Raw genomic sequence first — 25,970 nt, forward strand, 5'->3', positions numbered from 1 at the left:
CCCTCCAGCCTCCCTCCGGGAGGGAGGCTCTGGTCAGAGGGACGAAGAGCGTTGCGGCGGGGTGGCCGGGCGAGCGCCGGGCCGCCCCAAGCCGCCCGGCCCACCCGCCAGGCGGGTGGCGCCGGGTACCCCCGGCGCCGGGTGCCCTATCAGACCCGTTCGAAGATCGCGGCGATGCCCTGGCCGCCGCCGATGCACATCGTCACCAGCGCGTAGCGGCCGCCGACGCGTTGCAGCTCGTACAGGGCCTTGGTGGTGATGATTGCGCCGGTGGCGCCGATCGGGTGGCCCAGCGAGATGCCCGAACCGTTGGGGTTGACCTTGGCCGGATCCAGGCCCAGTTCCTTGACCACCGCACAGGCCTGGGCGGCAAAGGCCTCGTTGGACTCGATGACGTCGAGGTCGGCCACCGTCAGGCCGGCCTTCTTCAGCGCCAGGCGGGTGGCCGGCACCGGGCCGATGCCCATGATGGTGGGCTCGACGCCGGCGTGGGCGTAGGCCACCAGGCGGGCCATCGGCTTGAGGCCACGGGCCTTCACCGCCTCGCCGCTGGCCAGCACCACGGCGCCGGCGCCGTCGTTGATGCCCGAGGCGTTGCCGGCGGTGACATGGCCGTCCTTCTTGAAGGCCGGGCGCATCTTGGACAGCGATTCCACCGTGGTGGAGGCCTTCACGTGCTCGTCGGTGTCGAAGACGATGTCGCCCTTCTTGCTGGCGGTGACCACCGGGACGATCTGCTCCTTGAAGTAGCCGGCGGCGATGGCCGCGGCGGCGCGGCGGTGGCTTTCGGCAGCCAGCGCGTCCATCTGCTCACGGGTGATGCCGTACTGCTCGGCCACGTTCTCGGCGGTGATGCCCATGTGGATCTTGTGGAAGGGGTCGTGCAGCGCGCCCACCACCATGTCGATCATCGGCGTGTCGCCCATGCGGGCGCCCCAGCGGCCCTGCGGCAGCAGGTAGGCGCCGCGGCTCATGTTCTCGGCGCCGGCGCCCACCGCGATCTCGCAGTCGCCCAGCAGGATGGCCTGCGAGGCCGAGACGATGGCCTGCAGGCCCGAGCCGCACAGGCGGTTGACGTTGAAGGCGGGCGTTTCCTTGGGGATGCCGGCGTTTACCGCGGCGACGCGGCTGAGGTAGGCGTCACGCGGCTCGGTGACCACCACCGTGCCCATGGCCAGGTGGCCGACGCTCTCGGCACCGGCGCCCGAGCGCTCGACGGCGGTCTTGACCGCCAGCGTGGCGATGTCGGCCAGCGCCACATCCTTCAGGGCACCCCCATAGGTGCCAATGGCGGTGCGGGCGGCACCGACGACGAAAACGTCACGGGAAGCGGTCATGGAAGTCTCCTCAGATCCAGGTTGTCGGGGGTACGCGGCCAGTGTGCGACCGCCGGATTGCAGCGGCCTGACAGCGCCCGGCGGGGCTGTCAAGCCGGGCGGGGGCCGCCCAGGCGCAGATATCGGGCCCAAAAGCAGGCCTTCAAAACCCATGGCCGGGCGCCCGGCTTCCTAAGATCGTCGCATGATTTCCATGGACGGCGTGCCGTCAGTCCTCATCGCCCGCAACCAGAGCTGGGTCCGCAAGCAGGCCCAGGCGCTGGTGCGCCACCTGCCCGCCAATGTCGAGCGGGCCGATCTGATCCAGGTCGGTCTGATCGCCGTGGCCCAGGCCGCGGTGAGCTTCGAGTGGGACGGCGACCGCGACTCCGCCGAGGCCCAGGAGGCCTTCGTGCGCTACGCGCGCATGCGGGTCAAGGGCGCGATGCTCGACGAGCTGCGCCAGATGGACTTCCTGACCCGCGGCGAGCGCCGCAAGATCAAGGTCATCCAGATCGCCCGCGAGCGCCTGCGCCAGGACAGCGGCCGTGAGCCCAGCCTGGGCGAGCTGGCCCGCAGCACCGGTATCGACGCCGACGAGATCGGCTCGCTGCTGCAGGCCGACCAGCATGGCCGCCACCAGGTCCAGGTGGACGAGACCGACGACGAGGGCCAGCGCCACTTCCATCCGGCCACGCCGCGCGAGGAGGTCGAGGCCCGCGTGGACACCGGCATCGTGCTGCGCCGCCTGGAGAAGTTCTTTGCCGAGCTGCCCGAGCGCGAGCGCATGGTGATCGACGCCTACCTGGGCGTCGGCCTGACCCCGGTCGAGGTGGCCCAGTCGCTGAAGGTGACGCCGTCGCGCGTCTCGCAGATCTACCACGCCGTGGTGCGCCGCGCGGTGGCCCATGTCCAGGGCGGCGAGCGCCGCGCCACCGACCGCGTGGCGGCGCCCCACCCCGACAAGTCCTCCGACGCCTTCATCGAGATGATGCGCCAGCGCGAGGAAGAACTGCGCCGCAGCCCGCAGGGCGCCTGGGGCGAGATGGTCGAGCAGGTGCTGGCGCACCCGCACCGGCAGCTCCAGACCTGAGGCCGCTCACGCCGGCGCGGCCCGGTCCGGGTCAGCGCGTGTCGGTGCCGGCGCGCGTGCCCGGCTGCGTGTCCAGGCGGTGCAGCCGCACCTGGTTGCGCCCCCGCCGCTTGGCTTCGTACAGGGCCACGTCGGCCCGCGCCACCAGCTGTTCAGGCCGCTCGCCCGCGACCGCCTGCGCCACGCCGATGCTCACCGTCACCGGCTGGCCGTGGCTGAAGCGGTGGGCCTGGGTGGCGCTGCGGATGCGCTCGGCCAGCTCCACCGCGGCCTCCAGCGGCGTGCTGGCGGCCAGCACCAGGAATTCCTCGCCACCCCAGCGGCCCAGCTGGTCGGACACGCGCAACTGCTCGGACATCAGCCCGGCCAGTTCCACCAGCACCGCGTCACCGCAGGCGTGGCCATGCTGGTCGTTGATCTGCTTGAACTCGTCGATGTCGAGCAGCAGCAGCGACAGCGGCTGGCCGTGGCGTTCCAGCAGCGCCATCGAGCCCACCAGCCGCTCATTCAGCGCCCGGCGGTTGGCCACGCCGGTCAGCGGGTCGGAGGCGGCGATCTGCTGCATCCACTCGGCGCGCTCGCGGGTGCGCAGGTAGTCCAGGCGCAGGTTCGAGATGGCCAGCAGCAGCACCACGTAGATCAGCTGGGCGATCGCCACGTTGGACAGGATCACCCCCAGCGGCACCGGGCCCGGGTCGATCACCCCGTGCTGCAGCAGCCAGAAGATGCCGCCGAACAGCGTGACGTACATGCAGGCCGAGACGATCAGCGCGTCGCGCCGGCTGAGGAAGATGAAGGCGCAGCCATAGGTCAGCGGCAGCCAGTACAGGTTGCTGACCAGCTGGTACAGGTCCGGCGGGCCGTGTTGGGCCAGCAGCACCAGGTACAGCGCGGCACCCAGATAGACGTTGAGCGTCACCACCGTGACCCGGCGCACCAGCCGCTCCCAGCGCGGTCGCCATTGCAGCATCGCCGCGCCGCAGGCGAACACGACGGTGATCAGCGGATAGGCCCAGCGGTCCCAGGGCGAAAGTCGCCCGTGGGAGAACTCCAGCAGCGCGTTGACCAGCACCGCGACGCAGCCGGCCAGCAGCAGGTTGCGCAGCATGCGCAACTCGGCATTGGGGCCGCTGCCGGAGGCGTTCGGCAACATCGACGGGGGCAGGGTGGACACCGGGGACAGGCGAAGACGGGGCGCCCGACGCGGCGCCGTGAAAACGCTGATCGTCGCGCCCGCCGGCGCTGGCGTCAAGCCGCCGTCTTCACGCCCGGTGCCGGGACGCCCAGCACCGCGGCCGCCAGCGCCTCGGCCACCTCGATGCCGTCCACGCCCGCGCTCATGATGCCGCCGGCGTAGCCCGCGCCCTCGCCGGCCGGGTACAGGCCGCGGGTGTTCAGGCTCTGGTAGTCGCGGCCGCGGTTGATGCGCAGCGGCGAGGAGGTGCGGGTCTCGACGCCGGTCAGCACCGCGTCGGCCATGCTGAAGCCCTTGATCTGGCGCTCGAAGGCGGGCAGGGCCTCGCGGATGGCTTCCAGCGCGTAGGGGGGCAGGCTCTCGCGCCCCTTCTCGCTCAGGTCGGTCAGGTGCACGCCGGGCTTGTACGAGGGCATCACCGTGCCGAAGCCCGCGGCCGGCCCGCGCTGGCGCTTGATGAAATCACCCACCAGCTGGCCCGGGGCGATGTAGCGCCCGCCGCCCAGCTCATAGGCGCGCGACTCCCACACCCGCTGGAAGGCGATGCCGTCGAGCGGGTTGACCGGGCCGCTGCCGCCCCGGTCCTGGCGGTAGTCCTCGGGCGAGATGCCCACCACGATGCCGGCATTGGCGTTGCGCTCGTTGCGCGAATACTGGCTCATGCCGTTGGTGACCACGCGCTCCGGCTCGGACGTGGCGGCCACCACGGTGCCGCCGGGGCACATGCAGAAGCTGTAGACCGAGCGGCCGTTCTTCGCGTGGTGCACCAGCTTGTAGTCGGCCGCACCCAGCAGCGGGTGGCCGGCACTGGGGCCGAATCGGGCGCGGTCGATCACGCCCTGCGGGTGCTCGATGCGGTAGCCGATCGAGAAGGGCTTGGCCTCCATCTGCACGCCGCGCTCATGCAGCATCGCGAAGGTGTCGCGCGCGCTGTGGCCCAGCGCCAGGATGACGTGGTCGGCGCGCAGCTGAGTGCCGCTGGCCAGCGTGACGCCGCGCACATGGCGCTGGCCGTCGGCGCCGCGCTCGATCAGCAGATCGGTGACCTGCTGCTCGAAGCGGATCTCGCCGCCCAGGGCCTCGATGTCGGCGCGGATCTTCTCGACCATGCTGACCAGGCGGAAGGTGCCGATGTGGGGCTTGCTGACGAACAGGATCTCTTCCGGCGCGCCGGCCTTGACGAACTCGGTCAGCACCTTGCGCGTCAGGTGGCGCGGGTCGGAGATCTGGCTCCAGAGCTTGCCGTCCGAGAAGGTGCCGGCGCCGCCTTCGCCGAACTGCACGTTGGACTGCGGGTTGAGCTCGCTGCGCCGCCACAGGCCCCAGGTGTCCTGGGTGCGCTGGCGCACCGTCTTGCCGCGCTCCAGCACGATCGGCCGCAGACCCATCTGCGCCAGGATCAGGGCGGCCAGGATGCCGCAGGGCCCGAAGCCGATGACCAGCGGCCGCAGCCGCTCGCCGGACGTGTAGAAGTCGGCCGGCGCGTGGCCGACGAAGCGATAGCGGGTGTCCGGCGTCGGCCGGATGTGGTGGTCGCCGTGCAGGCGTTTGAGCACCGCAGCCTCGTCGGCCAGCGTGCAGTCCAGCGTGTAGACCAGCTGGATGTCGCTCTTGCGGCGGGCGTCATAGCCACGGCGGAAGACCTCGAACCCGAGCAGGGCGTCGTCAGGCAGCCGCAAACGGGCGACGATGGCCGGGCGCAGCGCGTCCTCGGCGTGGTTCAGCGGCAGGCGCAGTTCGGTGATGCGAAGCATGTCAGTCCCGCACGGCCGTTCCGAAGGGACTGGCGGCCCCCTTGGGGGGTAGCGAACGAAGTGAGCTTGGGGGCATGTCTTTGCTGGCGGCAAGTTGGGCCGCAGGGCAAGACGAGATTAGGCCACAGCGCGGGTCAGCCAGTCGCGCACGAGCGCCTGCGCGACGGGCATCCGGGCGGCAGCGACCCCGCTGAGACCTTCACCCAGGCCGAAGTGCTCGCCCTCGATGGCCAGCAGCGCGGCCGGCGGCGGTGCCTGGCCCAGCACGTCGCGGGCCACCGCCAGCAGCGCCTCGGGCTGCAACGCGTGGCTGATCGGGGCGCGGTCCGGCTGCGCGCTGATCGGCCGCAACTGCACGCCGTCGCCGGCATGGCCGGGCCGGGCAGCGTCGACGAACAGCACCGCCGGCCGGTCGGCCAGCAGCAGCGCGTCCTCGACCTGCAGCTGGAAGACGGCGATCGCTTCCAGGCCGGGTTCGGTCTGCAGCGCCTCGACCAGCGCCGGGCCCAGGCCATCGTCGCCCCGGGCCGGGTTGCCGATGCCGATCAGCAGCGGCGGCCTCACGCGGGCGCGGCGTCGGTGATGCGGCCGTCGCTGTCGCGCACCAGGCGTTGGCGCAGCGTGCCGTCGCCGCCCACCAGGTCCAGCGCCAGCGGCATCTGCCCCAGCGCATGGGTGGCGCAGCTCAGGCAGGGGTCGTAGGCGCGCACGGCCACCTCGACGTGGTTGAGCAGACCCTCGCTGAGTTCGCGGCCGTCAAAATAGGTGTCGGCCACCTGGCGGATCGCCTCGTTCATCGCCGCGTTGTTGTGGGTGGTGCTGACGATCAGGTTGCACCACTGCACCAGGTCGTCGTCGCCCAGCACGTAGTGGTGGATCAGCGTGCCGCGCGGCGCCTCGATCACGCCCACGCCCTCGCGCCGCTGGCCGGGCTGCGGGCGCGGCATCGGCTGCGCCAGCTCGCCGCCCAGCAGCGCCGGGTCGTCCAGGCCGTCGGCGATCAGCTCCATCGCATGCAGCATCTCGATCAGCCGCGCGCGGTGGTAGGCCAGCGAGCCGAACACGCCGCCGTCCCGGGCCTCGGCCAGGAAGGCCTGGCGGCGCGCCTCGGCGCGCGGCGTGGACAGGCGATCGGCCACCTGCAGCCGCGCCAGCGGGCCCACCCGGTAGCTGCCGGCCTCGCGGCCCAGCGCCTTCAGGTAGGGGAACTTCATGTAGCTCCAGGGCTCGCTGGCCTCCTCGATGTGGTCCAGGTACTGCTGCACGCTGACGTCATTGAGCAGTCGGGCGCCCTCCGCACTGCGCACGCGCAGCGCGCCGTCGTACAGGTCCAGCGTGCCATCGGGCGCCACCAGGCCCATGAAGGACGAGCGAAACGCGCCGAAGCCCTCGTGCAGCGGCCGGTTGGCGGCCCACAGCCGCTCGGCCAGGTCCACCGCCTGTTCGCACCAGGCCAGCATCTGCGGCACCTGGGCGCGGGCCTGGGCCACCTCGTCGGCCGTCAGTTGGCGGTTGACGCCGCCGGGGATCGAGCCGGTGCCGTGCACCTTCTTGCCGCTGGTCAGGCGGATCAGTTCCTGGCCGAAGGCGCGCAGCAGCACGCCCTGGCGGGCGACATCCGGGTGGGCCTGGGCGATGCCGACGATGTTGCGCCGCGCCACCTCGCTGTCGAAACCCAGCAGCAGGTCGGGCGAGGACAGGTGGAAGAAGTGCAGCGCATGCGACTGCATGATCTGCGCGTGGTGCATCAGCCGGCGCAGCGCCTGCGCGGCGGGCGGCGCCTGCAGGCCCAGCGCCACGTCCAGCGCCTTGCTGGCCGCCAGGTGGTGCGACACCGGGCAGATGCCGCACAGGCGCTGCACCATCACCGGCACCTCCCAGTAGGGGCGGCCGACGATGAAGGCCTCGAAGCCGCGGAACTCGACGATGTGCAGCCGCGCCTGGCGCACGCGGTGGGCATCGTCGAGCAGCAGCGTGACCTTGCCATGCCCCTCGACGCGCGAGACGGGATCGATGGCGACGCGGCGCAAGCCGCTGGGCAGGGGCTCAGTCATAGCGGATCAGTGGGCGGGGCAGGGCGGGATCGCGGCCATCCAGCAGTGCGGTGAGGCAGGCCCAGATCGCATCGGCCGAGGGCGGGCAGCCGGGCAGGCAGTGGTCGATGTGGACCACCTCGTGGATCGGGTGCACGCGCGCCAGCGGCAGCGGCAGCTCGGGGTCATTGGGGATGCCGCTGCCCTCGGCCAGGCCGGGGCGGGCGTGGTAGACCTCGGCCATCAGGCGGCCGATGTCGCGGCCGTTGCGCTGTGCCGGCAGGCCGCCGTTGATCGCGCAGGCGCCCACGGCCACCAGCACGCGGCACTGGCGGCGGAAGGTGCGCAGCACCTCGACGTTCTCGGCATTGCACAGCCCGCCCTCGATCAGGCCGATGTCGCAGGGACCCACCTCCTTCAGGTCGGTCAGCGGGCTGCGGTCGAACTCGACCAGCTCGGCCAGCGCGAAGAGCCGCTCGTCGATGTCGAGCAGCGACATGTGGCAGCCGAAGCAGCCGGCCAGCGACACCGTTGCGATCCGCGGTTTGCTCATGTTCGTGTTCCGAAGTGCATCGCACCAACCGCGGCGGAGCGGGTCAGACCAGGGTTCCCGCCGCGGAACCGGCTCTGCCGGGCCGCTGGTGGGCGGCCCCCTCGGGGGGGAGCGAGCGCCAGCGAGCTTGGGGGCTTCATCCCTTGTCTTCCGCACGCTCGCTGATCGGCACCGCGAAACCGCGCCGCTTGGGCAGGATCGCGCCCACCGGGCAGATCTGCGCGGCCTCGTCGCCGGGGGCGAGCTGGCTGTCGGCCAGGCGGCCACTGGGCGAGTTGACGATCAGCCGGGTGTGGATGCCGTGGCCGCCGATGGCGAAGACGCCCTTGCCGTCGAGTTCGGTGCTGGCGCGCACGCACAGCTTGCACAGGATGCAGCGGTTGGTGTCCAGCCACAGCTCGGGGTGGCTGGCGTCCACCGCGCGCTGCGGGTAGAACTCCTCCCACTGTGGCCCGGTCATGCCGGCGTCGTAGGCGGCGCTCTGCAGCGCGCAGCCGCCGCTCTTCTCGCACGAGGGGCAGAAGTGGTTGCCCTCGACGAACAGCATCTGCAGCAGCTGGCGGCGCCGCGCCTGCAGCGCGTCGGTGCGGCAGGCCACGCGCAGGCCGGCCAGGGCGCGGGTGGTGCAGGCGGCGGCGGGGCGGCCGTCGACCTCCACCGTGCACAGCCGGCAGGCGCCGCTGGGGCCCAGGCGCGGGTCCCAGCACAGGTGCGGGATGGGGTGGCCGGCGCGCGCCGCGGCGGCGATCAGCGTGTCGCCGGGCTCGAAGGGCACCGGCTGGCCGTCGAGGTCAAAGGTGGCACTCATCGGGGAACCTGGTCCAGGTGGGCGTGGCGGTCGTCGCGGCCGGTGGCGGCGCGCGCCGAGGCCAGCTCGGCGTCGAGGTCGAAGCCGGGCACGAAGCCGGCATGCGGCGAGCGGCTGCGCAGCGCCTCGGGGAAGCGCTGCAGCAGGTCGCGCAGCGGGTTGGTGGCGCTGGCGCCCAGACCGCAGTGGGTGGTGCCGTGCATCAGCGCCTCCAGGTCGCGCAGCTCGCGTTCGTCGAAGGGCGAGCCGTGGCCGGCATGCAGCTTGTCCAGGCGCCGCACGACCAGTTCGGTGCCCACGCGGCAGGGCGTGCAGAAGCCGCAGCTCTCGTGGGCGAAGAACTGGGCGAAGCCGCGCACCACCTCCAGCAGGTCGCGCTGGCGGTTGAACACCATCAGCGCGCCGGCGGTGGGCAGGTCCTCGAAGCCCAGGCGGCGCTCGAAGTCGGGTGGCGCCAGCAGCAGGCCCGACGGGCCGCCCAGCTGCACCGCCTGCACGTCATGGGCGCCGGCCTCGCGCAGCAGCTCGGCCAGCGGGGTGCCGAAGGGCAGCTCGTAGACACCGGGGCGCGACACGTCGCCGCTGACCGAATGCAGCTTGCTGCCGCGGCTCTCGGGCGTGCCCAGCGCCGCCCAGGCGGCGGCGCCGTGGCGGGCGATCCAGGCCACCGCGGCAAAGGTCTCGACGTTGTTGACCACCGTGGGCTGGCCCAGGTAGCCGCGCTCCACCGGAAAGGGCGGGCGGATGCGCGGCGTGCCGCGCTTGCCCTCGAGCGACTCGATCAGCGCGCTCTCCTCGCCGCAGACGTACGCGCCGGCGCCCAGGTGGATCTCGATGTCGAAGTGCGGCCCCAGCAGGCCGGCCGCCCGGCGCTCGGCCAGCACCGCCTGCAGGCCCTCCAGCAGGAAACGGTACTCGGCGCGCAGGTAGACCAGGCCCTGGCGCGCGCCCAGCACCTCGGCGGCCACGCCCATGCCCTCGAACACCGCGTGGGCGTGCTGCATCAGCAGTACCCGGTCCTTGAAGGTGCCGGGCTCGCCCTCGTCGGCATTGCAGACCACCACCCGCGTCTGTCCGGCGGCCAGCGGCGCGGCCAGGCAGGCGCGCCACTTGGCATGCGTGGGGTAGCCGGCCCCGCCGCGGCCGCGCAGGCCGCTGGCCTGCACCTCGTCCAGCGCGGCGGCGGCACCGCGGGCGCGGGTGGCGACGATGGCCTCGCCGCGCGGCGCAGGCGCGTTCAGCAGCACGCCGGGCCGGCGCACCCCGGGCTCGACCACGAACCACTCCGCGGGCCACTCGGCCACCGGCACCTGGGCGCGCACCAGCTCGGCGATCTCGGCGATGCGGCCGCCGTCGAGCCGGGTGATCACCCGCTGCTGGTTGAGCAGCAGCGCCGGGCCCTGGTCGCCCAGGCCGGTGCAGGAGGTGAAGCCCACCCGGGCCAGGCCGTCCTCGCTGGTGCGCCCGGGCTCCAGCCACAGCCGGCGGCACAGGTCGGCGGCCAGCGCCCGGCTGCCGGCGAAACGGTCGGTGACGTTGTCGGCGAACAGCAGGTGGTAGCGGCCCACCGGCTGCAGGTGGAAGAAGCGGTAGAAGCCGGCCACGCCCTCGACCACCGCGGCGCTCAGGCCCAGGCCGGCGGCCAGCTCGGCCAGCGCCGGGCGCGGCAGCCAGCCCTGCAGGGCTTGCACGTCGTGCAGCAGCTGCACCAGGCGATCGCGGCGGTGGCCGTGGCGGTGCAGCAGGTCGGTGATCGCTGTGCTCATGCAGGGCAGGGTCAGAGGGTGGCGAAACGCAGCGCGCGGCGGCCTTCGCGCTTGGCACGGTACATCGCGTCGTCGGCCTGCCGCAAGACGTCTTCGGCCGCCGCCTGGTCGCGGAACAGCGTGGCACCGATGCTGGGCGAGCAGTGGTGCTGCGTGTCCGCCACCGCGTAGGGCAGGTCCAGTGTTGCCAGCAGCTTGTCGGCCACCACCCGCACCTGGGCCAGGGCCTCGGCCGGGTCCTCGGGCAGGCCGCTGGCCATCATCAGCACGAACTCGTCGCCGCCCAGCCGTGCCACCGTGTCCTCGGCACGGGTGCAGGCCTGCAGGCGCTGGGCGCACTGCACCAGCACCTCGTCGCCGGCGGCGTGGCCGTGGGTGTCGTTCAGCGCCTTGAAGTGGTCCAGGTCGATGAACAGCAGCGCGCCGTGCTGGCGCGTGCGCCGCGCGGCGGACAGCGCCTGCCCCAGCCGGTCGAGCAGCAGGCGCCGGTTGGGCAGCTGGGTCAGCGCATCGTGGAAGGCCAGGCGGCGGATCTGCTCGGTGGCCTGCTGTCGCTCGGCCTCCAGGCGCTTGAGCTCGCCCAGGTCGTGCACGAAAGCGAACACCGCGCCGTCCTCGGCCTGGCGGCTCAGCGAGACCTCGACCGGCCAGGGCGGGCCGTCGGCGCGCCGGTGCCGGGTCTCGAAGCGCAGGTGGCCCTGGAGCTGCACACGGTGGGCGATCTCCTGCAGCGCCGCAGCGTCCAGCTGTGCATCGACGCTGCCGATCGGCTGGCCGATCAGCGCCTCGCGCGGGAAGCCGCTGAGCGCCAGGTAGGCGTCATTGACCTCGGTGATGCGGCCCTGGTGGTCGGCCATCAGGAAGCCCTCGCGGGTGGACTCGACGACGCCGCGGTAGCGCCGCTCGCGCTCGCGCAGCGCGGCCTGCTCGCGCGACAGGGCCTCGCGGCTGCGCTGCAGCTCCAGGTTGCGCTCGGCCAGCAGGCGCCCGTTGCGCGCCAGCGCGTGCAGCGCGCCGAACAGCAGCAGGTCGACCAGCAGCCCACCCAGGCCGATCAGCGCCGGCTGCAGGCTGTGCGCGGCCTCCTCGAAGGCCGGTGTGGCAAAGAAATCGACCGTCCAGACCGCGCCGGCGATCATCATCTGCCGCTGCGCGCGGTAGCGGGTGCCGGGCTGGGCGGTGCCGCTGGCGACCAGCTGGCGGGCCGGGTCGACGCGGTCGCCATCGTGCAGCGCGAACGCCACCTGCTGGCCTTGGGCGGGCAGGATGCCGTCCATCAGGTCGCGCATGCGAAACGGCGCGTACACCCACCCCTGCAGCGCGGCACGGCGCGCCGCCACGCTGTCCAGCGGCGCACCGCTGCGGTAGACCGGCCAGTACATCAGCGTGCCGTGCTGCATGTCCTCCACGGTTTCCTGCAGCAGCGTGACGCGGCCGCTCAGCGCGGCGCCACCCTCGTCGCGGGCGCGGGCCATCGCGCTCAGGCGCACCGGCTCGGACAGCATGTCGAAGCCCAGTGCGCGCTGGTTGCGCCAGTCCTGGGGCTCGAGGTAGATGATGGCGCTGCGGCCCTCGGCCGCCTGGGGTGTGGGGGGCGCGGTGAGCACCGCGTAGCCCAGGCCCTGCAGGCCGGGGTAGCTGCGCTGCAGGTCGATGCGGGCGGTGAAGGCGCGCCACTCGTCGGCGCTGACCTCCTGGCTGGCGGCGAACAGGCCGGCGCCGGTGCGCAGCACCAGTTCGTAGTTGCGCAGGCGCTCGACAATGCGCAGTTGCGTGGCGTCGACCGCGGCCTCGAAGCGGCCGCGCGCATCGTCGGCCTGGTAGCGCTCGGCCGCGCGCCAGGCCAGCACGGTCATCAGCACCGAGACGGCGAGCACGACCCAGGCCGTGACGCGGCCGTGGACCGATTCAGCGAAGCGCGCGGACAACAACCGTTGGCTCCCAGTGCGGCTGGCCGCTGTCGGGTGACCCCGGCCTGCCCCGATCTTACGGCCGGCGCTGGCCGGACGTCAGGCCAGTTGCTGCACGTAGATGTCGGTGTCGGGCAGCAGGCGGCGCAGCGTCTGGAAGGCGGTGTCCATCAGCTGGATGCCGGCGTGGTCGGGGTGCACACCCAGGCGCAGTTCGGCCTCGCCGTCCTGCACCCGCAACAGATGGACGAAATCGCGGGCGGCGACGCAGCCGCGGCTCTCGCGGTCCAGGGCCTCGGTGAGCTCGCCCATCACCCGCTGCAGCAGGTCGCTGGGGCCTTCCAGGCGCGGTGCCGCGCAGGGCAGGCCGCGCACCGAGGCACCGCAGGGCGGCGCGATCTCGCCGCCACCGCAGGCCTGGCAGCGGCTGGGTTCAGCCCCCGGCTCACAGGCGGCGGCGATCGGGATGGTGCGGCTGGACATGGTCGGCGACGGCGGCAAAACCTGAATTCCACGCGCATGTTTGAGGACTGTCAAGCCAGGCGTCGTGGCCGCGCGACCAGGGGTCTTGATGGGCGTCAAGACTCGGTGGCGGCGCTGTCCAGATCCGACGAGCGGTTGCCCATCAGGTAGCGCGGGCCGGCCCCCCAGCGGGCAGCGCCATCCCCGGGGTTGTAGAGCCGGCAGGCCTTGAGCGACAGGCAGCCGCAGCCAATGCAGCTCTCGAGCTGGTCGCGCAGCGCACACAGGGCGTCGATGCGCGCCTGCAGCAGCGGCTGCCAGGCGCTGGACAGGCGCTTCCAGTCGGCCGCGGTGGGGGTGCGGGCGTCGGGCAGCGTGGCCAGCGCCTGGCGCACCTCGGCCAGGCCCAGACCCACGCCCTGCGCCACGCGGATGAAGGCCACGCGCCGCAGCGTGTCCTTGGCGTAGCGGCGCTGGTTGCCACTGCTGCGGCCGCCGCGGATCAGGCCCTCGGCCTCGTAGAAGCGCAGCGTGCTGGCCGCCACGCCGGCGCGTCGCGCCAGCTCGCCGATCGTCAGCCAGCCGTCCTCCGGGCTCGTGGCCATGCCGCACCTCTTGACTTGAAGTTCACTTGAACTTTGAGAATAGCGCCAGCCCCCGGCGCTTTGCAAGCCGGCCACCCTGCAACCTGAAAGGACAGACCCCATGATCACCCTGGAACACGCCAACCTCACCGTGCGCGACCTGGACCGCACGCTGCACTTCATCCTGACCGCGCTGCCCCATTGGCGGGTGCGCGGCGAGGGCACGATGGACTGGTCCGGCCGCCGCATCCGCTGGCTGCATGTGGGCGATGAGCAGCAGTACCTGGCGCTGCAATCGCAGGGCGACGGCGAGGCCCTGGACTGGCAGGGCCATGCGGTGGGCGTCAAGCACCTGGGCTTTATCGTCCCCGATGTGGAGGCGGTGGTGGCGCGGCTGCAGGCCGCCGGTTGGCCGCTCGACCACTGGGGCGGTAGCAGCGCGGTGCGCCGCAGCGCCTACCTGGTGGACGAGGGCAGTGTGCAGTTCGAGTTCGTCGAGTACCGCAGCGACCGCTTGGCCGAGCGTCTCGAGTACGCCTGAGCTCAAGCCCGCGAGCCGCGCCGCCGATAACCTGACGACGCGCCGGGCTCGGGCGGCCTTCGCCGCCTGCCGGGGGCGGGGAGGGGCCGCGTGCCGATCGAAGCGATTGCCGGACTGCAGCTGGCGCTCTACGGGCTGGGCTGGGCCCTGGCCGCGGTCTACCTGGCCGAGGAGCGGGCGGCGCTGTCCCACTGGGCGGCCTACGCGCTGATGCAGGCGGCCTCTGCCTGGCTGGCTGCCGAGCCGATGGCGCAGGGCCTGCGGCCGCCGATGGCCAGCCTGGTGCTGTCGGTGCTGGGCTTTGTCGCTGCCACCCGCGGCATCGACCTGTTCACCCGCGGCCGCGCCACGCTGGACCGCTGGCTGCTGCCCCTGACCGTGCTGACCCTGCTGCCGATCGTGCTCAGCGCGCTGTGGGTCGAGGACCCCGCCCTGCGGCGGCGCTGGCAGGAGACGCCGTATGCGTTTGGCCTGGGCGTGCTGCTGCTGTCCAGCGTGGCGCTGCTGTGGCGGCCGCTGCGCCGGCGTGCCGGTACGCTGGCCGCGCTGGCGGTGCTGCTGCCCAGCGCACTGACCGGCCTGACCGGTCTGGCCAGTGGCGTGATGCACCTGATGCTGGGCGCGCCGGCGCTGGGCCAGATGCAGCAGGCGGCCCGGGTGCCGCAGGTGCTGGCCTCGCTGGTGGCCTCGGCGGTGTTCAACTTCGGCTACCTGTTCCTGCTGCTGGGTCGTCTGATCAGCCAGTGGCGCGCCAGCGCGCGGCAGGACCACCTGACCGGCCTGCCCAACCGCCGCGCCACCGAGGACGGTCTGGCGGTCGACTGGGCGCGCCACCAGCGCCAGATGAGCGGCCTGTCACTGGCGCTGATCGATGTCGACCACTTCAAGTCGATCAACGACCGCCACGGCCATGCGCGCGGCGACGAGGTGCTGGTCTTCGTGGCCCGTCACCTGCAATCGCGCATCCGCGTTGGCGAGACCCTGGGCCGCTGGGGCGGCGAGGAGTTCTTGCTGTCGATGCCGGGCAGCAGCCTGGCCGCAGCGCAACTGGCCTGCGACCGCCTGCGCGAGAGCCTGCGCCAGGCCGCGCAGCAGACGCTGGGCGAGCCGCTGACGGTGAGCATCGGCGTGGCCCAGGTGCTGCCGGGCGAGGCCTCACCGCAGGCGCTGATCGACCGCGCCGACCGGGCGATGTACCGCGCCAAGGCGGAGGGACGCGACCGGGTGGTGGTGGCCGGGTGACAGGACCTGACGGCGCGCCGCGGCGCCGGCCACGGCAGCGGGGCATCTGCCAGCCCTGAGGGCTCAGAAGAACTCGATCGCGGGCTCCGCCTCTGCCGTCACAGGCGCCACAACTGGCCGAGGCGCGCTGCCCTGACCCTGGGCACGCGCCACCACTTCGGTCAGTTGGCGCGCGCTGGCGTTCATGTCGTCGGAGGCCATCACGCTGTGTGCCACCATGCTGGCGTTGGCGTCGGTCAGCGTGGTCAGTGCGTCCAGGTGACCCAGCACCCCGTCCAGCGCCTCGCGCTGGCGGCTGGCATCCTCCGCGACCTCGCGCATGCGTGCCGCCACGTCCTGCACCGAGCCGGTCATGCGCTGCAGCGTCTCGCGCACATGCAGCACGCGCTGCACGCCGTCGCCCGATTGCTGGCGCGCGCGCTCGATCAAGGCGCGCACCTGGGCCGCGGCGTCGCGGGTGCGGGAGGAGAGTGTGCGCACCTCGGACGCCACCACCGCGAAGCCGCGCCCGGCCTGACCGGCGCGCGCAGCCTCGATCGCCGCATTGAGCGACAGCAGGTTGGTCTGGAAGGCGATCGCCTCGATCAGCACGATCGCCTCGTCCATCTCGCGGGTGCGCTGGTCGATGCGTTCGATCGAGCCCACCGTGTCCTGCACCTCCTGGCTGCCCTGGCGCGCCTGCTGCTCCAGCGCCTGGCAGGTGGCGTCCACGGCGCTCACGTGGGCGCTGGTCAGCTGCACCTGGGTGACCACGCCGCGCACCGCGTCGGCGGTCTCGCGGATGTGGCTGGTCTGCTCGTCGGTCCGCATGGCCAGCATCTGGGCGCCCTCGGACATCGTCTGGCCCGTGCTGGCCACCCGGCCCGAGCCCTCGGCCAGCGCCTGCACCACCGCCTGCAGGCGGTCCTGCGCGGCGCGTGTGGCTTCGACCGCGGCCTGCGCCTGGCGCTGGGCCATCAGCGTGCCCTCGACCAGCATCGCGGTGCCGACGATGACCATCGGCAGCGACATCGCATAGCGCAGGTGCAGGGGTTCCAGCCAACCCAGCACCGCTGCGCTGACCACGGCCGGGTAGAGCAGCGCCGCGCTGGCGACCACGCCGCGCGACTGCCGGCGCGTATCGCCACCGGTGCGCCAGGCGGCGGCCAGCACCAGCCAGGCCATCAGCGCATAGTTGGCGAACAGCCCGAGCCGGCTCAGCCAGCCGCCGGCCACGGCCACCGCCACCACCGTGCCATGGGCAACGAGCAGCGCACCCAGACGGATCAGGGCGCGGCGTGGCAGGCCCAGGTAGGCCCCCACCGACAACCAGCCCAGCATCATCAGCAGGAAACCGGCCACCGTGCCCACCAGGTTCGGTCGGTCGCCGACCACCGGCATCCGATGATCCAGCAGGAAATACAGCGTGGCCAGCCCGCAGGTGGCGGCGAACGCGGCCCAGCAGCCCTGGCGCATCGCGCGCCAGACGCTGAAGTGGGCCAACGCCAGCAGCGCCAGGGCGAATGCCAGAGACAGGGCGAAGGCTTGGGGAGCAGTCATGGGCAGTGCGGATGGTGGCATTGCTCGAAGTGAGTGCACGCAAACATTTAACCCCGACCCAGGGACGGGGACCCATCCGACTGTGCGTCGTGCCCGGCGGCCCCAATCGCTCGATCATCCGGGTCTATCCCGATCTGCTCCATCGTTCCCGTTTGCGACGTGTCAAGCCCAGGTGGGGATGGCCCTTCGGTCGTTGCCACCCCGATTGCATCGCGGGCAAATTCGAGGATGATGCGGGGCTGTGAATTTCTCCAGTCTTGCGACCACCGCCCCCCTGCGCCCATGAGCCGAACCCGCACCGCCCCCCGCCAGCCCTCGCTGCTCGACAGCCTGCCCGCCCAACCGATCAGCGAAGAGGTGCTGGTCGAGAAATACGCCAAAGGCGACGAGCGCACGGTAGACGAAGTGCGCGCTCGCGTCGCCCGCGCCTTGGCGGCGGTCGAGGCGCCCGAGCACCGGGCCCACTGGGAGGCCCGCTTCTTCGAGGCCCAGCGCCGCGGCTTCGTGCCGGCCGGGCGCATCAACTCGGCCGCCGGCACCGACCTGACCGCCACCCTGATCAACTGCTTCGTGCAGCCGGTGGGCGACTCGATCGCCTCGGTGGAAGAGGGCTTCCCCGGCATCTACACCGCACTGACCGAGGCCGCCGAAACCATGCGCCGCGGCGGCGGCGTGGGCTATGACTTTTCGCGCATCCGGCCCAAGGGCGCCTGGGTCGGCTCCACCCAGTCCAGCGCCTCGGGCCCGGTCAGCTACATGCGGGTGTTTGACCGCTCCTGCGAGACGGTGGAATCGGCCGGCGCCCGCCGCGGCGCCCAGATGGGCGTGCTGCGCTGCGACCACCCGGACATCGAGGACTTCATCCACGCCAAGGACGAAGGCGACCTGCGCAACTTCAACATCTCGATCGGCGTGACCGACGCCTTCATGCAGGCGGTGCAGGCCGGCTCGGATGTGGAATTGGTGCACCGCGCCGAGCCCGGCGACAAGCAGAAGGCCGCCGGCGCCTACCAGCGCGCCGACGGGATGTGGGTCTACCGCAAGGTGGCGGCCAGCACGCTGTGGGACCAGGTGATGCGCTCCACCTACGACCATGCCGAGCCCGGCGTGCTGTTCCTGGACCGCATCAACCTGGACAACAACCTGTCCTACTGCGAGACCATCAGCGCCACCAACCCCTGCGCCGAGCAGCCGCTGCCGCCGTACGGCTGCTGCTGCCTGGGCTCGATCGACCTGACGCACTACGTGCGCAACCCGTTTGAGGCCGACGCCAGCTTCGACGACGCTGCCTTCACCGACGTGGTCAAGGTGGCCACCCGCATGCTGGACAACGTGCTCGACGTCACCGTCTGGCCGCTGGAGCGCCAGCGCGAAGAGGCCGCCAACAAGCGCCGCGTCGGCCTGGGCTTCACCGGCCTGGGCGATGCGCTGGTGATGCTGGGCCTGCGCTATGACACGCCCGCCGCCCGCGACATGGCGCGCCATATCTCCGAGGTGATGCGCGACGGCGCCTACAACGCCAGTGTCGACCTGGCCCAGGAGCGCGGCGCCTTCCCGCTGTTCAACGCCGACATGTACCTCAGTGGCGCCAGCTTCGCCACCCGCCTGCCGGCGGCGGTCAAGGAGCGCATCCGCGAACACGGCCTGCGCAACTCGCACCTGCTGTCCATCGCGCCCACCGGCACGATCAGCCTGGCCTTCGCCGACAACGCCAGCAATGGCATCGAGCCCGCGTTCAGCTGGACCTACAACCGCAAGAAGCGCATGCCCGACGGCAGCTTCAAAGAGTACGCGGTCGAGGACCACGCCTGGCGCCTGTACCGCCACCTCAAGGGCGACAACGCGCCGCTGACGGAGGCCTTTGTCACCGCGCTGGAGATGAGCGCCGAGGCCCATGCGCTGATGGTGGCCGCGGTGGCGCCGTGCATCGACACGGCGATCTCCAAGACCGTCAACGTGCCGGCCGACTACCCCTACGCCGACTTCCAGGACCTCTACACCACCGCCTGGAAGAGCGGCCTCAAGGGCCTGGCCACCTACCGGCCCAACGCCATCCTGGGCTCGGTGCTGAGCGTCGAGCCCGCCACCACCGCCCAGCCGGCGCCGCTGGTGGCCGACCACGCCAACCAGCGCCTGAAGCTGGAGAAGCTGCCCAAGCCGGTGCTGACCTCGCTGCGCTGGCCGGGCCGGCCGGAACTGCGCGGCGGCAACCCGGCCTGGAGCTACATGATCCAGCACCCGCACGGCGACTTCGCGCTGTTCGTGGGCGAGCTGCCGGCCGAGGGCCCCGACGGCGGCCTGTTCGGCAAGAACCTGCCCTTCGAGGTGTGGGTCAACGGCGCCGAGCAGCCGCGCGGCCTGGGCGCGCTGGCCAAGACCCTGTCGATGGACATGCGCGTCAACGACCCGGCCTGGCTCAAGCTCAAGCTGGATGCGCTGGCCACCGTGGCCGAGGAGCGCAGCTTCGAGATGGCCTTCCCGCCGCATGGCGAGAAGCGCCTGTTCCCCGGCGTGGTGGCGGCCACCGGCAGCGTGATCCGCTGGCGCTGCGAACAGCTCGGCGCGCTGGAAGAAGGCGGCCCGACCCCGGTGCTCGACGCCATGTTCAGCCGCGAGGAGCCGCGCACCAGCTCGGCCGGCACGCTGGCCTGGGCGGTGGACATCGAGAACCCCGGCACCCAGGAGTCGTTCACGATGACGCTCAAGGAGGTGGCCCTGGCGGCGCCCGATGTCGGCACCGGCTATGTCACCCGGCCCTGTGCCGTGGGCTTCTCGGGCAACTACCCCAAGGCCTACGACGGCCTGGCGCGCCTGCTGTCGCTGGACATGCGGGTGATCGACCCGGCCTGGATCGGCATGAAGCTGCGCAAGCTGCTCAACGTCGGCGAGCCGCTGGGCCACTTCATGGCACCGGTGCCCGGCGAGAAGCGCCAGCAGACCTGGCCGTCCACCGTGGCCTACATCGCCCGCCTGGTGATCCACCGCTACGCGATGCTGGGTGTGCTGGATGAGCAGGGCTTCCCGCTGCGTGAGATGGGCATCCTCGAGGCCCCGCGCCCCAAGGCCGATGGCGCCGTCACGGTGGCCCCGATGGCCGGCAAGCCCTGCCCCGAGTGCGGCAACGCCACGATGATCCACAAGGACGGCTGCGACTTCTGCACCGCCTGCGGCTACGTGGGGCAGTGCGGCTGACCCCCTTGAACAAGGGGCGGGCGGCGTGAGCCTCCGGGCGGGCGACGCTGGCGTTAGCGGGTGACGGTGCGGGGCGTGGGGCCCCGCCCCGGATCACCCCGCAGGACCCTTGCCCATGCCCCGAGCCTTTCTTCGCGCCACCGCGCTGGCGCTGCTGATTCCCGCCGCCGTGAAGGCGGCTGTCATCGACGCCGGCATCGATCAGCAGGTCAACATCGGCCAGACCACCCGCCTGACCGGCAGTGCGCTGAACCTGCACAACCTGCCGATGAGCGGCACCCAGTGGACCCAGCTGGCCGGGCCGACCGTCACGCTGTCGAGCACCACGGTGCCCAACCCCACCTTTGTGGCGCCGTCGGTGACGCAGGACACCGACCTGCGCTTTCGCTTCCAGGCGGTGGATGCCCAGGGCGCCACGCAGTCGGACGAGGTGGTGATCCGGGTGCGGGCCACGGCGTCCAACATGCCGCCGCTGCTGAGCATCGGTGCCAACCGCAGCGTCTACAAGTACGCCAACGGCCAGAGCTGCGCCAGCGGCTTCGACTACGACGGCACCATCGTCTCGCGCCAGTGGACGCAACTGAGCGGCCCGACGCTGAAGAACCTGGTGCTGCAGGATGGCCAGACCTGCATCAGCTACACCGTGCCGGGCGTCAAGAGCCTCAAGGAAGTGGTGTTCCAGGTGCTGGCCACCGACAACCAGGGCGCCACCAGCACCGATCTGCTGTCGCTGTGGCTGGTCCCGCAGCTGCCGCCGGTCACGCCGGAGCTGCAGGCCGGCGCCCGCCGGGTGCAGCTGAACTGGACGGCCGTCAACAAGGCCGCCAGCTACGAAGTCTGCCGCGCGCTGGTGGCCGTGCCCGACGTCGGCCAGTGCGCCAGCCTGGGCGGCCAGCTCACCACGCTCCCGGGCAAGGCCACCGCCTGGGTCGACACCAGCGTCGTGCCCGGCACCACCTACCACTATGCGCTGCGCGCCATCGACGGCGCCGGCGCGCCCGGCCGCGCCGGCAACAGCCGCAGCGTGCTGGCCCTGGACAGCAGCACCAGCGTGCTGCTGCGCGCCTATGGCGGCAGCGGCCCCTCGGTCAGTGCCGACGGCCGCTATGTGGTCTTCACCACCGCAGCCACCCTGGTCTCGAACGACACCAATGGTGTCTACGACGTCTACCTGCACGACCGCCTGAACAACAGCTTTACGCTGGTCTCGACCAACCCGGCCGGGGTGTCGGGCAACGGCCTGTCGATGTGGGGCGCGATCAGCGGCGATGGCCGCAGCGTGGTCTTCGAGTCGGGCGCGTCCGACCTGGTGGCCGGCGACGGCAATGGCTTCGCCGACATCTTCGTGCGCGACCTGCGCAGCGGCACGACCAGCCTGGTCACCACCGGCAGCAACGGCAACAGCCGGGCGCCCAACATCAGCGCTGATGGCCGCTGGATCGCCTATGTGTCCCAGGCCAGCAACCTGGTGGCCGGCGACACCAACGGCGCGGCCGACCTGTTCGCCTTCGACCGCCAGAGCGGCCAGACCCAGCGCGTCTCGGTGCACACCGGTGGCGCGCAAAGCCAGGGCGTGCCCTACCTGATGACCCGCCCGCCCAGCCTCAGCGCCGACGGCCAGAAGATCGCCTTCGTCAGCGCCGCCAATGACCTGGTCGACGGCGACGGCAATGGCCAGCAGGACGCCTTCGTGCGCGACCTGGCGGCCGGCACCACGGTGCGCGTGGGCACCCAGGCGGATGTGCCGGTGCTGGCCGGCGATGGCCGCACGGTGTTCTTCGCCTCCTGGGACAGCAGCCTGACGCCGGTGGCGTTCAGCAGCTGGGCGATGTTCAGCCGCGACCTGGGCACCGGCGCGCTGGCGATCGAGTCGGTCAATGCCAATGGCCTGGGCAGCAACGGCATGAGCTTCCTGGCCTCGGCCAGCCACGACGGCCGCTTCCTGGTGTTCGACTCCTTCGCCACCAACCTGGTGGCCGGCAGCGGCACGCAGCAGCAGGTCTACCGGCGCGACCGCGTCACCGGCCAGCTGAGCCTGGTGTCGCAGAACAACGCCGGCACGGTCGCCAACGGCGCCTCGATGGACCCGGTGATCGCCCGCCTGAACCCCGGCGTGGTGGTGTTCTCGTCGGCCGGCACCAACCTGGATCCGCGCGATCCGGGCTCGTCGATCGACCTCTACGTGCGCGAGACGCCCTGAGCGCTCACTCGGCCAGCCGGCGCTGGGCGGCCGCGTACTCGACGTACTCGACCACGCCCAGGTCGGTGGCGCGGCGCCACTGGGCGCGGGCGGCGTCACGCTGCCCGGCGGCGGCCAGCAGCTCGCCGGCCACGTAGTGGGCCTCGGTCAGCGCCTCGGGGGGCTGGGATTGGCGCTTCGCGGCCGCCAGCAGCGCCTCCAGGTCGATCTGCCCGGCGACATGCTCGATCAGCGGGCGCGGCCAGTCCTGCGGCCAGCCGCTGCTGGGTTGCTTCTCCAGCAGCGCGCTGGTGGCCTGGCCCAGGTGGCGCTGGGCCATCGCCCACCAGACCAGGCTGTAGCCGCGCTGCAGGGACGGACCGTCCTGCAGCAGCGGCTCGAGCGTGCCTGCGGCCGCAGCGTAGTCGCGCTGGGCGAACTGGGCGCGCGCCAGCAGCATCAGGGCGCCGGGCTGGCGCGGCTGGCGCTCCAGCACGCGACGGGCCAGCGCGCTGGCTTCGTCGGGGCGGCCGCGGGCCAGGGCGTTGGTGGCCGCGGCACTGAGGAACTCGCCATCGTCGGGCTGCAGCGTCAGGGCGCGGGCGAAATCGGCGCGCGCCTCCTCGATCTCGCCGAGGTGGTCGTTCTGGATGCCCCGCTGGTGCAGCGCCTGGGCCAGCAGCGCGGGCGGCAGCCGGCCGCCATCGACCTGGGCGTCGTGCACCGCGCGCAGGAAGCGGGCCTCGGCCTGGCGCTTGGTCCGCACCGGCAGCTTGCCGCGCTTCATATCCTCTTCCAGCTCCCGCATCCGGGTCTGCAGGGCCTGTGCCCGGGCCAGGCTGAAGGGCAGCATCGACACCGTGCCGCCCAGCCGCGGCGTCAGCTTGGCCAGCCGGGTGATGTGCTCGCTCCAGTCGGCCGGCTCCACCCGGTCCATGCCCAGGCGCACCTCGCCGTGCATCTCGAATCGACGTGCCGTGACCTGCAGCCGGGTCTCCAGACGCACGCCGCCCACGCCATCCTCGAAGCGCTGCTGGACCGGCTCGCGCACGATGTCGTCCGGGAAATCGATGCGCACATCCTGCACGTAGCGCCCGGGCAGGCTCACCATCAGCGGCTGGCGGCGGCTGCTGGCCTTGGGCCAGATCAGCGCCTGCAGCGGCGCCCACAGCAGAACCTCGCCGACCATCGCGCGCTGCTCCGGAAAGCGGAAGAAGCCGGGCACCGACAGGTTCAGCACCAGGGTCACGGCGTCGTCGTCGCTGGCATGCTCGATGCCCAGCGGCGCGGTCAGCGTGGCGCCGGGGTAGGCCTTGAGGTAGGGCTCGGCCAGGGCCTCGCGCAGCTCGCTGGCCTGGCGGGTGGCCAGGGCCTCGCGCCAGCCGTCGGCCATCTCGCCACGCCAGGTGATGCGGGCCTGCAGCTGCAGCGGCTGGTCGAAGCGCTCCACGCGCCACAGGTCCTGCACCTGGGCGCGCAGTTCGTCCCAGGGCGCGGGGAGCGTGGCCAGGGCCTGGCTGCCCGGCGCCAGCACCAGGCCGCGCTGGAAGGCCACCGTCTGGCGCTTGGCCAGCGGCCCGCTCTGGTGGTGGCGCGTGCCATCGATCCACAGCACCTGGCCGTCGACCTCGGCGCGCACGATCGCGTGGTCGAAGGCCATCGGCGAGGGCAGCGAGCGCTCGGCGTCGCGCCGCAAGGACTGCGACACCAGCACCGGCTGGGCCGGGATGTCCAGCCGCCCCAGCAGCGCCACCAGCAGGCCGGTCTTGTCCTTGCAGTCGCCAAAGCGCTGGGCCAGCACCTGCTCCGGCGGCGCCGGCAGGTGGCTGTTGACGCCCAGTTCGGTGCCAAAGTAGCGCACCTCGCGCTGCACGAAATCGACCGCCGCGCGGGCCCGCTCGGCCGGCGTGGCATGGGCGCTGCGGATCGACTCGGCCAGGCGCTCCAGCGCCGGCTGGCGGGGGTCGATGGCGAACAGCCCGCGGCCCCACTCGGCCACCTCGGCCCAGCCGCCGAACTCGCTGAGCTGCACCTGCTGGTCCAGCACCGCGGCGTAGCCGGCGCCCTCGTCAACGCTGATCTGAGGCGCGTTCTCGCGCCGCAGCAGGGTTTCCTGCCAGCCGCGCAACGATTGCTCGCTGACCTGGGTGCCGGCCGGTGCCGGGCTGCGGGCCAGGCGGCGCCCGGCGGGCGCCAGCACGCGCAGCTGCATCGTCGCCACCGGCGCACGCCACGAGCCCATCCAGGTGGCATGCAGCGCCCGGGCGCCGAAGATCGGGTTGCGCCCGCGCAGGGTGTAGGCGTAGTCCAGCTGGTCACCGCTGCGCAGGTCCTCGATCTGCAGCGTCAGCGTGACGCGGCCATCGATCATGCGCCGCTCCAATTGCGTTTCGCGCTGCAGCAGCTGGATGCGCTGCGGATTCAGCCGGGTGCTGCGCTGGCCGGCGCGGATCACGTCCACATGGTGCAGGGCCAGGGTCTGGTAGCCGGGATCGAACTCCAGTTCGATCTGTGAGGCGGCCTGCAGCCCCGCCGCCTCGTTGACCACCCGCACCACGTGCACCGACTCCTCCTGGCTGCGCTCGTCGATGCGCAGTTGCTCGTCGAGCACGCGGTAGTGCATGGCCGCCGGCGCCACCGTCACGCCGCTGCGTTCCACCGCCGGCACGACCCAGGCCGGTACCGGTTCGATCCGGTAGCTGAAGCCGCTGCGGGCGTCCTTGATGGTCTTGGCCGCCACCCCCGGCTTGGCCGGGGCGTTCTGGGCCAGGGCCGGGGCGCTGCCGGCCATGCACAGGGCCAGGCAGGGGCCTGCCAGCCAGCGCGCGAATCGTCTCATTCAGTCTCCCTGGGTCGGTCGTGATGCCGTCTGCGGATCGGTCGGAGCCCCCTCGGACAAGGCCTGCAGGCAGGCCAGGCACAGGCAGCGGGTCCAGCGTGCGCGCATCGCTTGCAGCACCTCGGGGGTCAGTTGCAGGCGGGTGCAGGCGCAGGGGCCGGGGTCCTGGGCCCCGCAATGGAAGCCGCCGCCGCAGCGCGGGCAGCGGTCGGTGGACAGCGGGGGCACGACAGGGGGCAGCATGGCGCCAGTGTGGCACGCACCGGGCAATAGGCGACTGCTATTGCCCAGATTCGATCAATCAATCCACAGAATGCTGCGGCGCAACTAAGATTCATCCCGTCGCAGAAAACCACTGCACATTCCGAAACCACGAGGAACACCATGTCGCTGATCAACACCACCGTCCAGCCGTTCAAGACCCAGGCTTTCGTCAACCGCGCCGGCAAGGGCGAGTTCATCACCGTCTCCGACGAGAGCCTGAAGGGCAAGTGGTCGGTCCTGATCTTCATGCCGGCCGCCTTCACCTTCAACTGCCCGACCGAGATCGAGGACGCCGCCGACAACTACGCCGCCTTCCAGGCCGCCGGCGCCGAGGTCTACATCGTCACCACCGACACCCACTTCTCGCACAAGGTGTGGCACGAGACCTCGCCGGCCGTCGGCAAGGCCAAGTTCCCGCTGGTGGGCGACCCCACCCACACGCTGACCAACGCCTTCGGCGTGCACATCGCCGAGGAAGGCCTGGCGCTGCGCGGCACCTTCATCGTCAACCCGGACGGCGTGATCAAGACCATGGAAGTGCATTCCAACGAGATCGCCCGCGACGTGTCGGAGACCCTGCGCAAGCTCAAGGCCGCCCAGTACACCGCGGCCAACCCCGGCCAGGTCTGCCCGGCCAAGTGGAAGGAAGGCGCCAAGACCCTGGCCCCGTCGCTGGACCTGGTCGGCAAGATCTGACCCC

General features: G+C 72.0%; 20 protein-coding genes. 6 read left to right on the forward strand and 14 right to left on the reverse strand.

Annotated elements, in window-relative coordinates:
• Nucleotides 1-149 precede the first annotated feature (149 nt).
• Nucleotides 150-1,337: an acetyl-CoA C-acyltransferase family protein gene (locus KAK07_RS14575; RefSeq protein WP_210861526.1), complete on the reverse strand. Its 1,188-nt coding sequence runs from the start codon at nucleotides 1,335-1,337 to the stop codon at nucleotides 150-152.
• Between the two features lie 184 nt (nucleotides 1,338-1,521).
• Here KAK07_RS14575 and KAK07_RS14580 point away from each other — a divergent pair, with 184 nt between their 5' ends.
• Nucleotides 1,522-2,409, forward strand: coding sequence for a sigma-70 family RNA polymerase sigma factor (locus KAK07_RS14580; RefSeq protein ID WP_210851699.1), 888 nt, complete (start codon nucleotides 1,522-1,524; stop codon nucleotides 2,407-2,409).
• 31 nt (nucleotides 2,410-2,440) lie between these two features.
• Here the strand turns inward: KAK07_RS14580 and KAK07_RS14585 are convergent, their stop codons facing one another.
• The 10 genes from KAK07_RS14585 to soxR form a co-directional block, all read right to left on the reverse strand.
• On the reverse strand, nucleotides 2,441-3,583 hold the full coding sequence (locus KAK07_RS14585; RefSeq protein ID WP_210861529.1) for a GGDEF domain-containing protein: 1,143 nt from the start codon (nucleotides 3,581-3,583) through the stop codon (nucleotides 2,441-2,443).
• A gap of 74 nt (nucleotides 3,584-3,657) precedes the next feature.
• Nucleotides 3,658-5,358 carry an NAD(P)/FAD-dependent oxidoreductase gene (locus tag KAK07_RS14590; RefSeq protein ID WP_210851701.1) on the reverse strand — a complete coding sequence of 567 codons (1,701 nt, stop codon included), beginning with the start codon at nucleotides 5,356-5,358 and terminating at the stop codon, nucleotides 3,658-3,660.
• 117 nt (nucleotides 5,359-5,475) lie between these two features.
• Nucleotides 5,476-5,922, reverse strand: a complete 447-nt coding sequence (locus tag KAK07_RS14595) for a hydrogenase maturation protease (protein WP_210851702.1) — start codon at nucleotides 5,920-5,922, stop codon at nucleotides 5,476-5,478.
• Nucleotides 5,919-7,412 carry a Ni/Fe hydrogenase subunit alpha gene (locus KAK07_RS14600; protein ID WP_210851703.1) on the reverse strand — a complete coding sequence of 498 codons (1,494 nt, stop codon included), beginning with the start codon at nucleotides 7,410-7,412 and terminating at the stop codon, nucleotides 5,919-5,921. Before KAK07_RS14600 ends, KAK07_RS14595 begins: the two co-directional genes overlap by 4 nt.
• Nucleotides 7,405-7,944 carry an NADH-quinone oxidoreductase subunit B family protein gene (locus KAK07_RS14605; RefSeq protein WP_210851704.1) on the reverse strand — a complete coding sequence of 180 codons (540 nt, stop codon included), beginning with the start codon at nucleotides 7,942-7,944 and terminating at the stop codon, nucleotides 7,405-7,407. Before KAK07_RS14605 ends, KAK07_RS14600 begins: the two co-directional genes overlap by 8 nt.
• Nucleotides 7,945-8,080: 136 nt before the next feature.
• A complete protein-coding gene (locus KAK07_RS14610; RefSeq protein WP_210851705.1) occupies nucleotides 8,081-8,752 on the reverse strand; it encodes a 2Fe-2S iron-sulfur cluster-binding protein in 672 nt (223 codons plus the stop codon).
• Nucleotides 8,749-10,518: an NAD(P)H-dependent oxidoreductase subunit E gene (locus tag KAK07_RS14615; protein ID WP_210851706.1), complete on the reverse strand. Its 1,770-nt coding sequence runs from the start codon at nucleotides 10,516-10,518 to the stop codon at nucleotides 8,749-8,751. Before KAK07_RS14615 ends, KAK07_RS14610 begins: the two co-directional genes overlap by 4 nt.
• 11 nt (nucleotides 10,519-10,529) lie before the next feature.
• Nucleotides 10,530-12,446 (reverse strand): sensor domain-containing diguanylate cyclase, encoded by a 1,917-nt coding sequence (locus tag KAK07_RS14620; protein WP_210851707.1) that lies wholly within the window; start codon nucleotides 12,444-12,446, stop codon nucleotides 10,530-10,532.
• An 81-nt stretch (nucleotides 12,447-12,527) separates the two neighbouring features.
• Nucleotides 12,528-12,911: a hypothetical protein gene (locus KAK07_RS14625; RefSeq protein ID WP_210851708.1), complete on the reverse strand. Its 384-nt coding sequence runs from the start codon at nucleotides 12,909-12,911 to the stop codon at nucleotides 12,528-12,530.
• Between the two features lie 95 nt (nucleotides 12,912-13,006).
• The gene (gene soxR / locus KAK07_RS14630) at nucleotides 13,007-13,495 is read right to left on the reverse strand and encodes a redox-sensitive transcriptional activator SoxR (RefSeq protein ID WP_210851709.1); all 489 of its coding nucleotides are present in this window, start codon (nucleotides 13,493-13,495) and stop codon (nucleotides 13,007-13,009) included.
• Between the two features lie 100 nt (nucleotides 13,496-13,595).
• Here soxR and KAK07_RS14635 point away from each other — a divergent pair, with 100 nt between their 5' ends.
• A complete protein-coding gene (locus tag KAK07_RS14635) occupies nucleotides 13,596-14,015 on the forward strand; it encodes a VOC family protein (protein WP_210851710.1) in 420 nt (139 codons plus the stop codon).
• Nucleotides 14,016-14,105: 90 nt separating this feature from the next.
• Entirely contained in the window at nucleotides 14,106-15,257 is a 1,152-nt protein-coding gene (locus KAK07_RS25800) for a GGDEF domain-containing protein (protein ID WP_210851711.1), read from the forward strand.
• 63 nt (nucleotides 15,258-15,320) lie between these two features.
• On the opposite strand, the gene KAK07_RS14645 is transcribed toward KAK07_RS25800, so the two are convergent.
• On the reverse strand, nucleotides 15,321-16,796 hold the full coding sequence (locus KAK07_RS14645; protein ID WP_210851712.1) for a methyl-accepting chemotaxis protein: 1,476 nt from the start codon (nucleotides 16,794-16,796) through the stop codon (nucleotides 15,321-15,323).
• A 282-nt stretch (nucleotides 16,797-17,078) separates the two neighbouring features.
• Here KAK07_RS14645 and KAK07_RS14650 point away from each other — a divergent pair, with 282 nt between their 5' ends.
• Entirely contained in the window at nucleotides 17,079-19,988 is a 2,910-nt protein-coding gene (locus KAK07_RS14650) for an adenosylcobalamin-dependent ribonucleoside-diphosphate reductase (protein ID WP_210851713.1), read from the forward strand.
• A gap of 115 nt (nucleotides 19,989-20,103) precedes the next feature.
• The gene (locus KAK07_RS14655; RefSeq protein WP_210851714.1) at nucleotides 20,104-22,188 is read left to right on the forward strand and encodes a PKD domain-containing protein; all 2,085 of its coding nucleotides are present in this window, start codon (nucleotides 20,104-20,106) and stop codon (nucleotides 22,186-22,188) included.
• A gap of 4 nt (nucleotides 22,189-22,192) precedes the next feature.
• On the opposite strand, the gene KAK07_RS14660 is transcribed toward KAK07_RS14655, so the two are convergent.
• Together KAK07_RS14660 and KAK07_RS14665 are read right to left on the reverse strand one after the other, a co-directional pair.
• The gene (locus tag KAK07_RS14660) at nucleotides 22,193-25,006 is read right to left on the reverse strand and encodes a DUF3857 domain-containing transglutaminase family protein (protein WP_210851715.1); all 2,814 of its coding nucleotides are present in this window, start codon (nucleotides 25,004-25,006) and stop codon (nucleotides 22,193-22,195) included.
• The gene (locus tag KAK07_RS14665) at nucleotides 25,007-25,249 is read right to left on the reverse strand and encodes a cysteine-rich CWC family protein (RefSeq protein WP_210851716.1); all 243 of its coding nucleotides are present in this window, start codon (nucleotides 25,247-25,249) and stop codon (nucleotides 25,007-25,009) included. It lies immediately after the preceding gene.
• A 141-nt stretch (nucleotides 25,250-25,390) separates the two neighbouring features.
• On the opposite strand from KAK07_RS14665, the gene ahpC reads away from it, so the two are divergent.
• Nucleotides 25,391-25,966, forward strand: a complete 576-nt coding sequence (ahpC, locus tag KAK07_RS14670) for an alkyl hydroperoxide reductase subunit C (RefSeq protein WP_210851717.1) — start codon at nucleotides 25,391-25,393, stop codon at nucleotides 25,964-25,966.
• The last annotated feature ends 4 nt before the right edge of the window (nucleotides 25,967-25,970 follow it).

Source organism: Ideonella alba (assembly GCF_018069875.1).
In the GTDB taxonomy this organism is placed as follows: Bacteria; Pseudomonadota; Gammaproteobacteria; order Burkholderiales; family Burkholderiaceae_C; genus Ideonella; species Ideonella alba.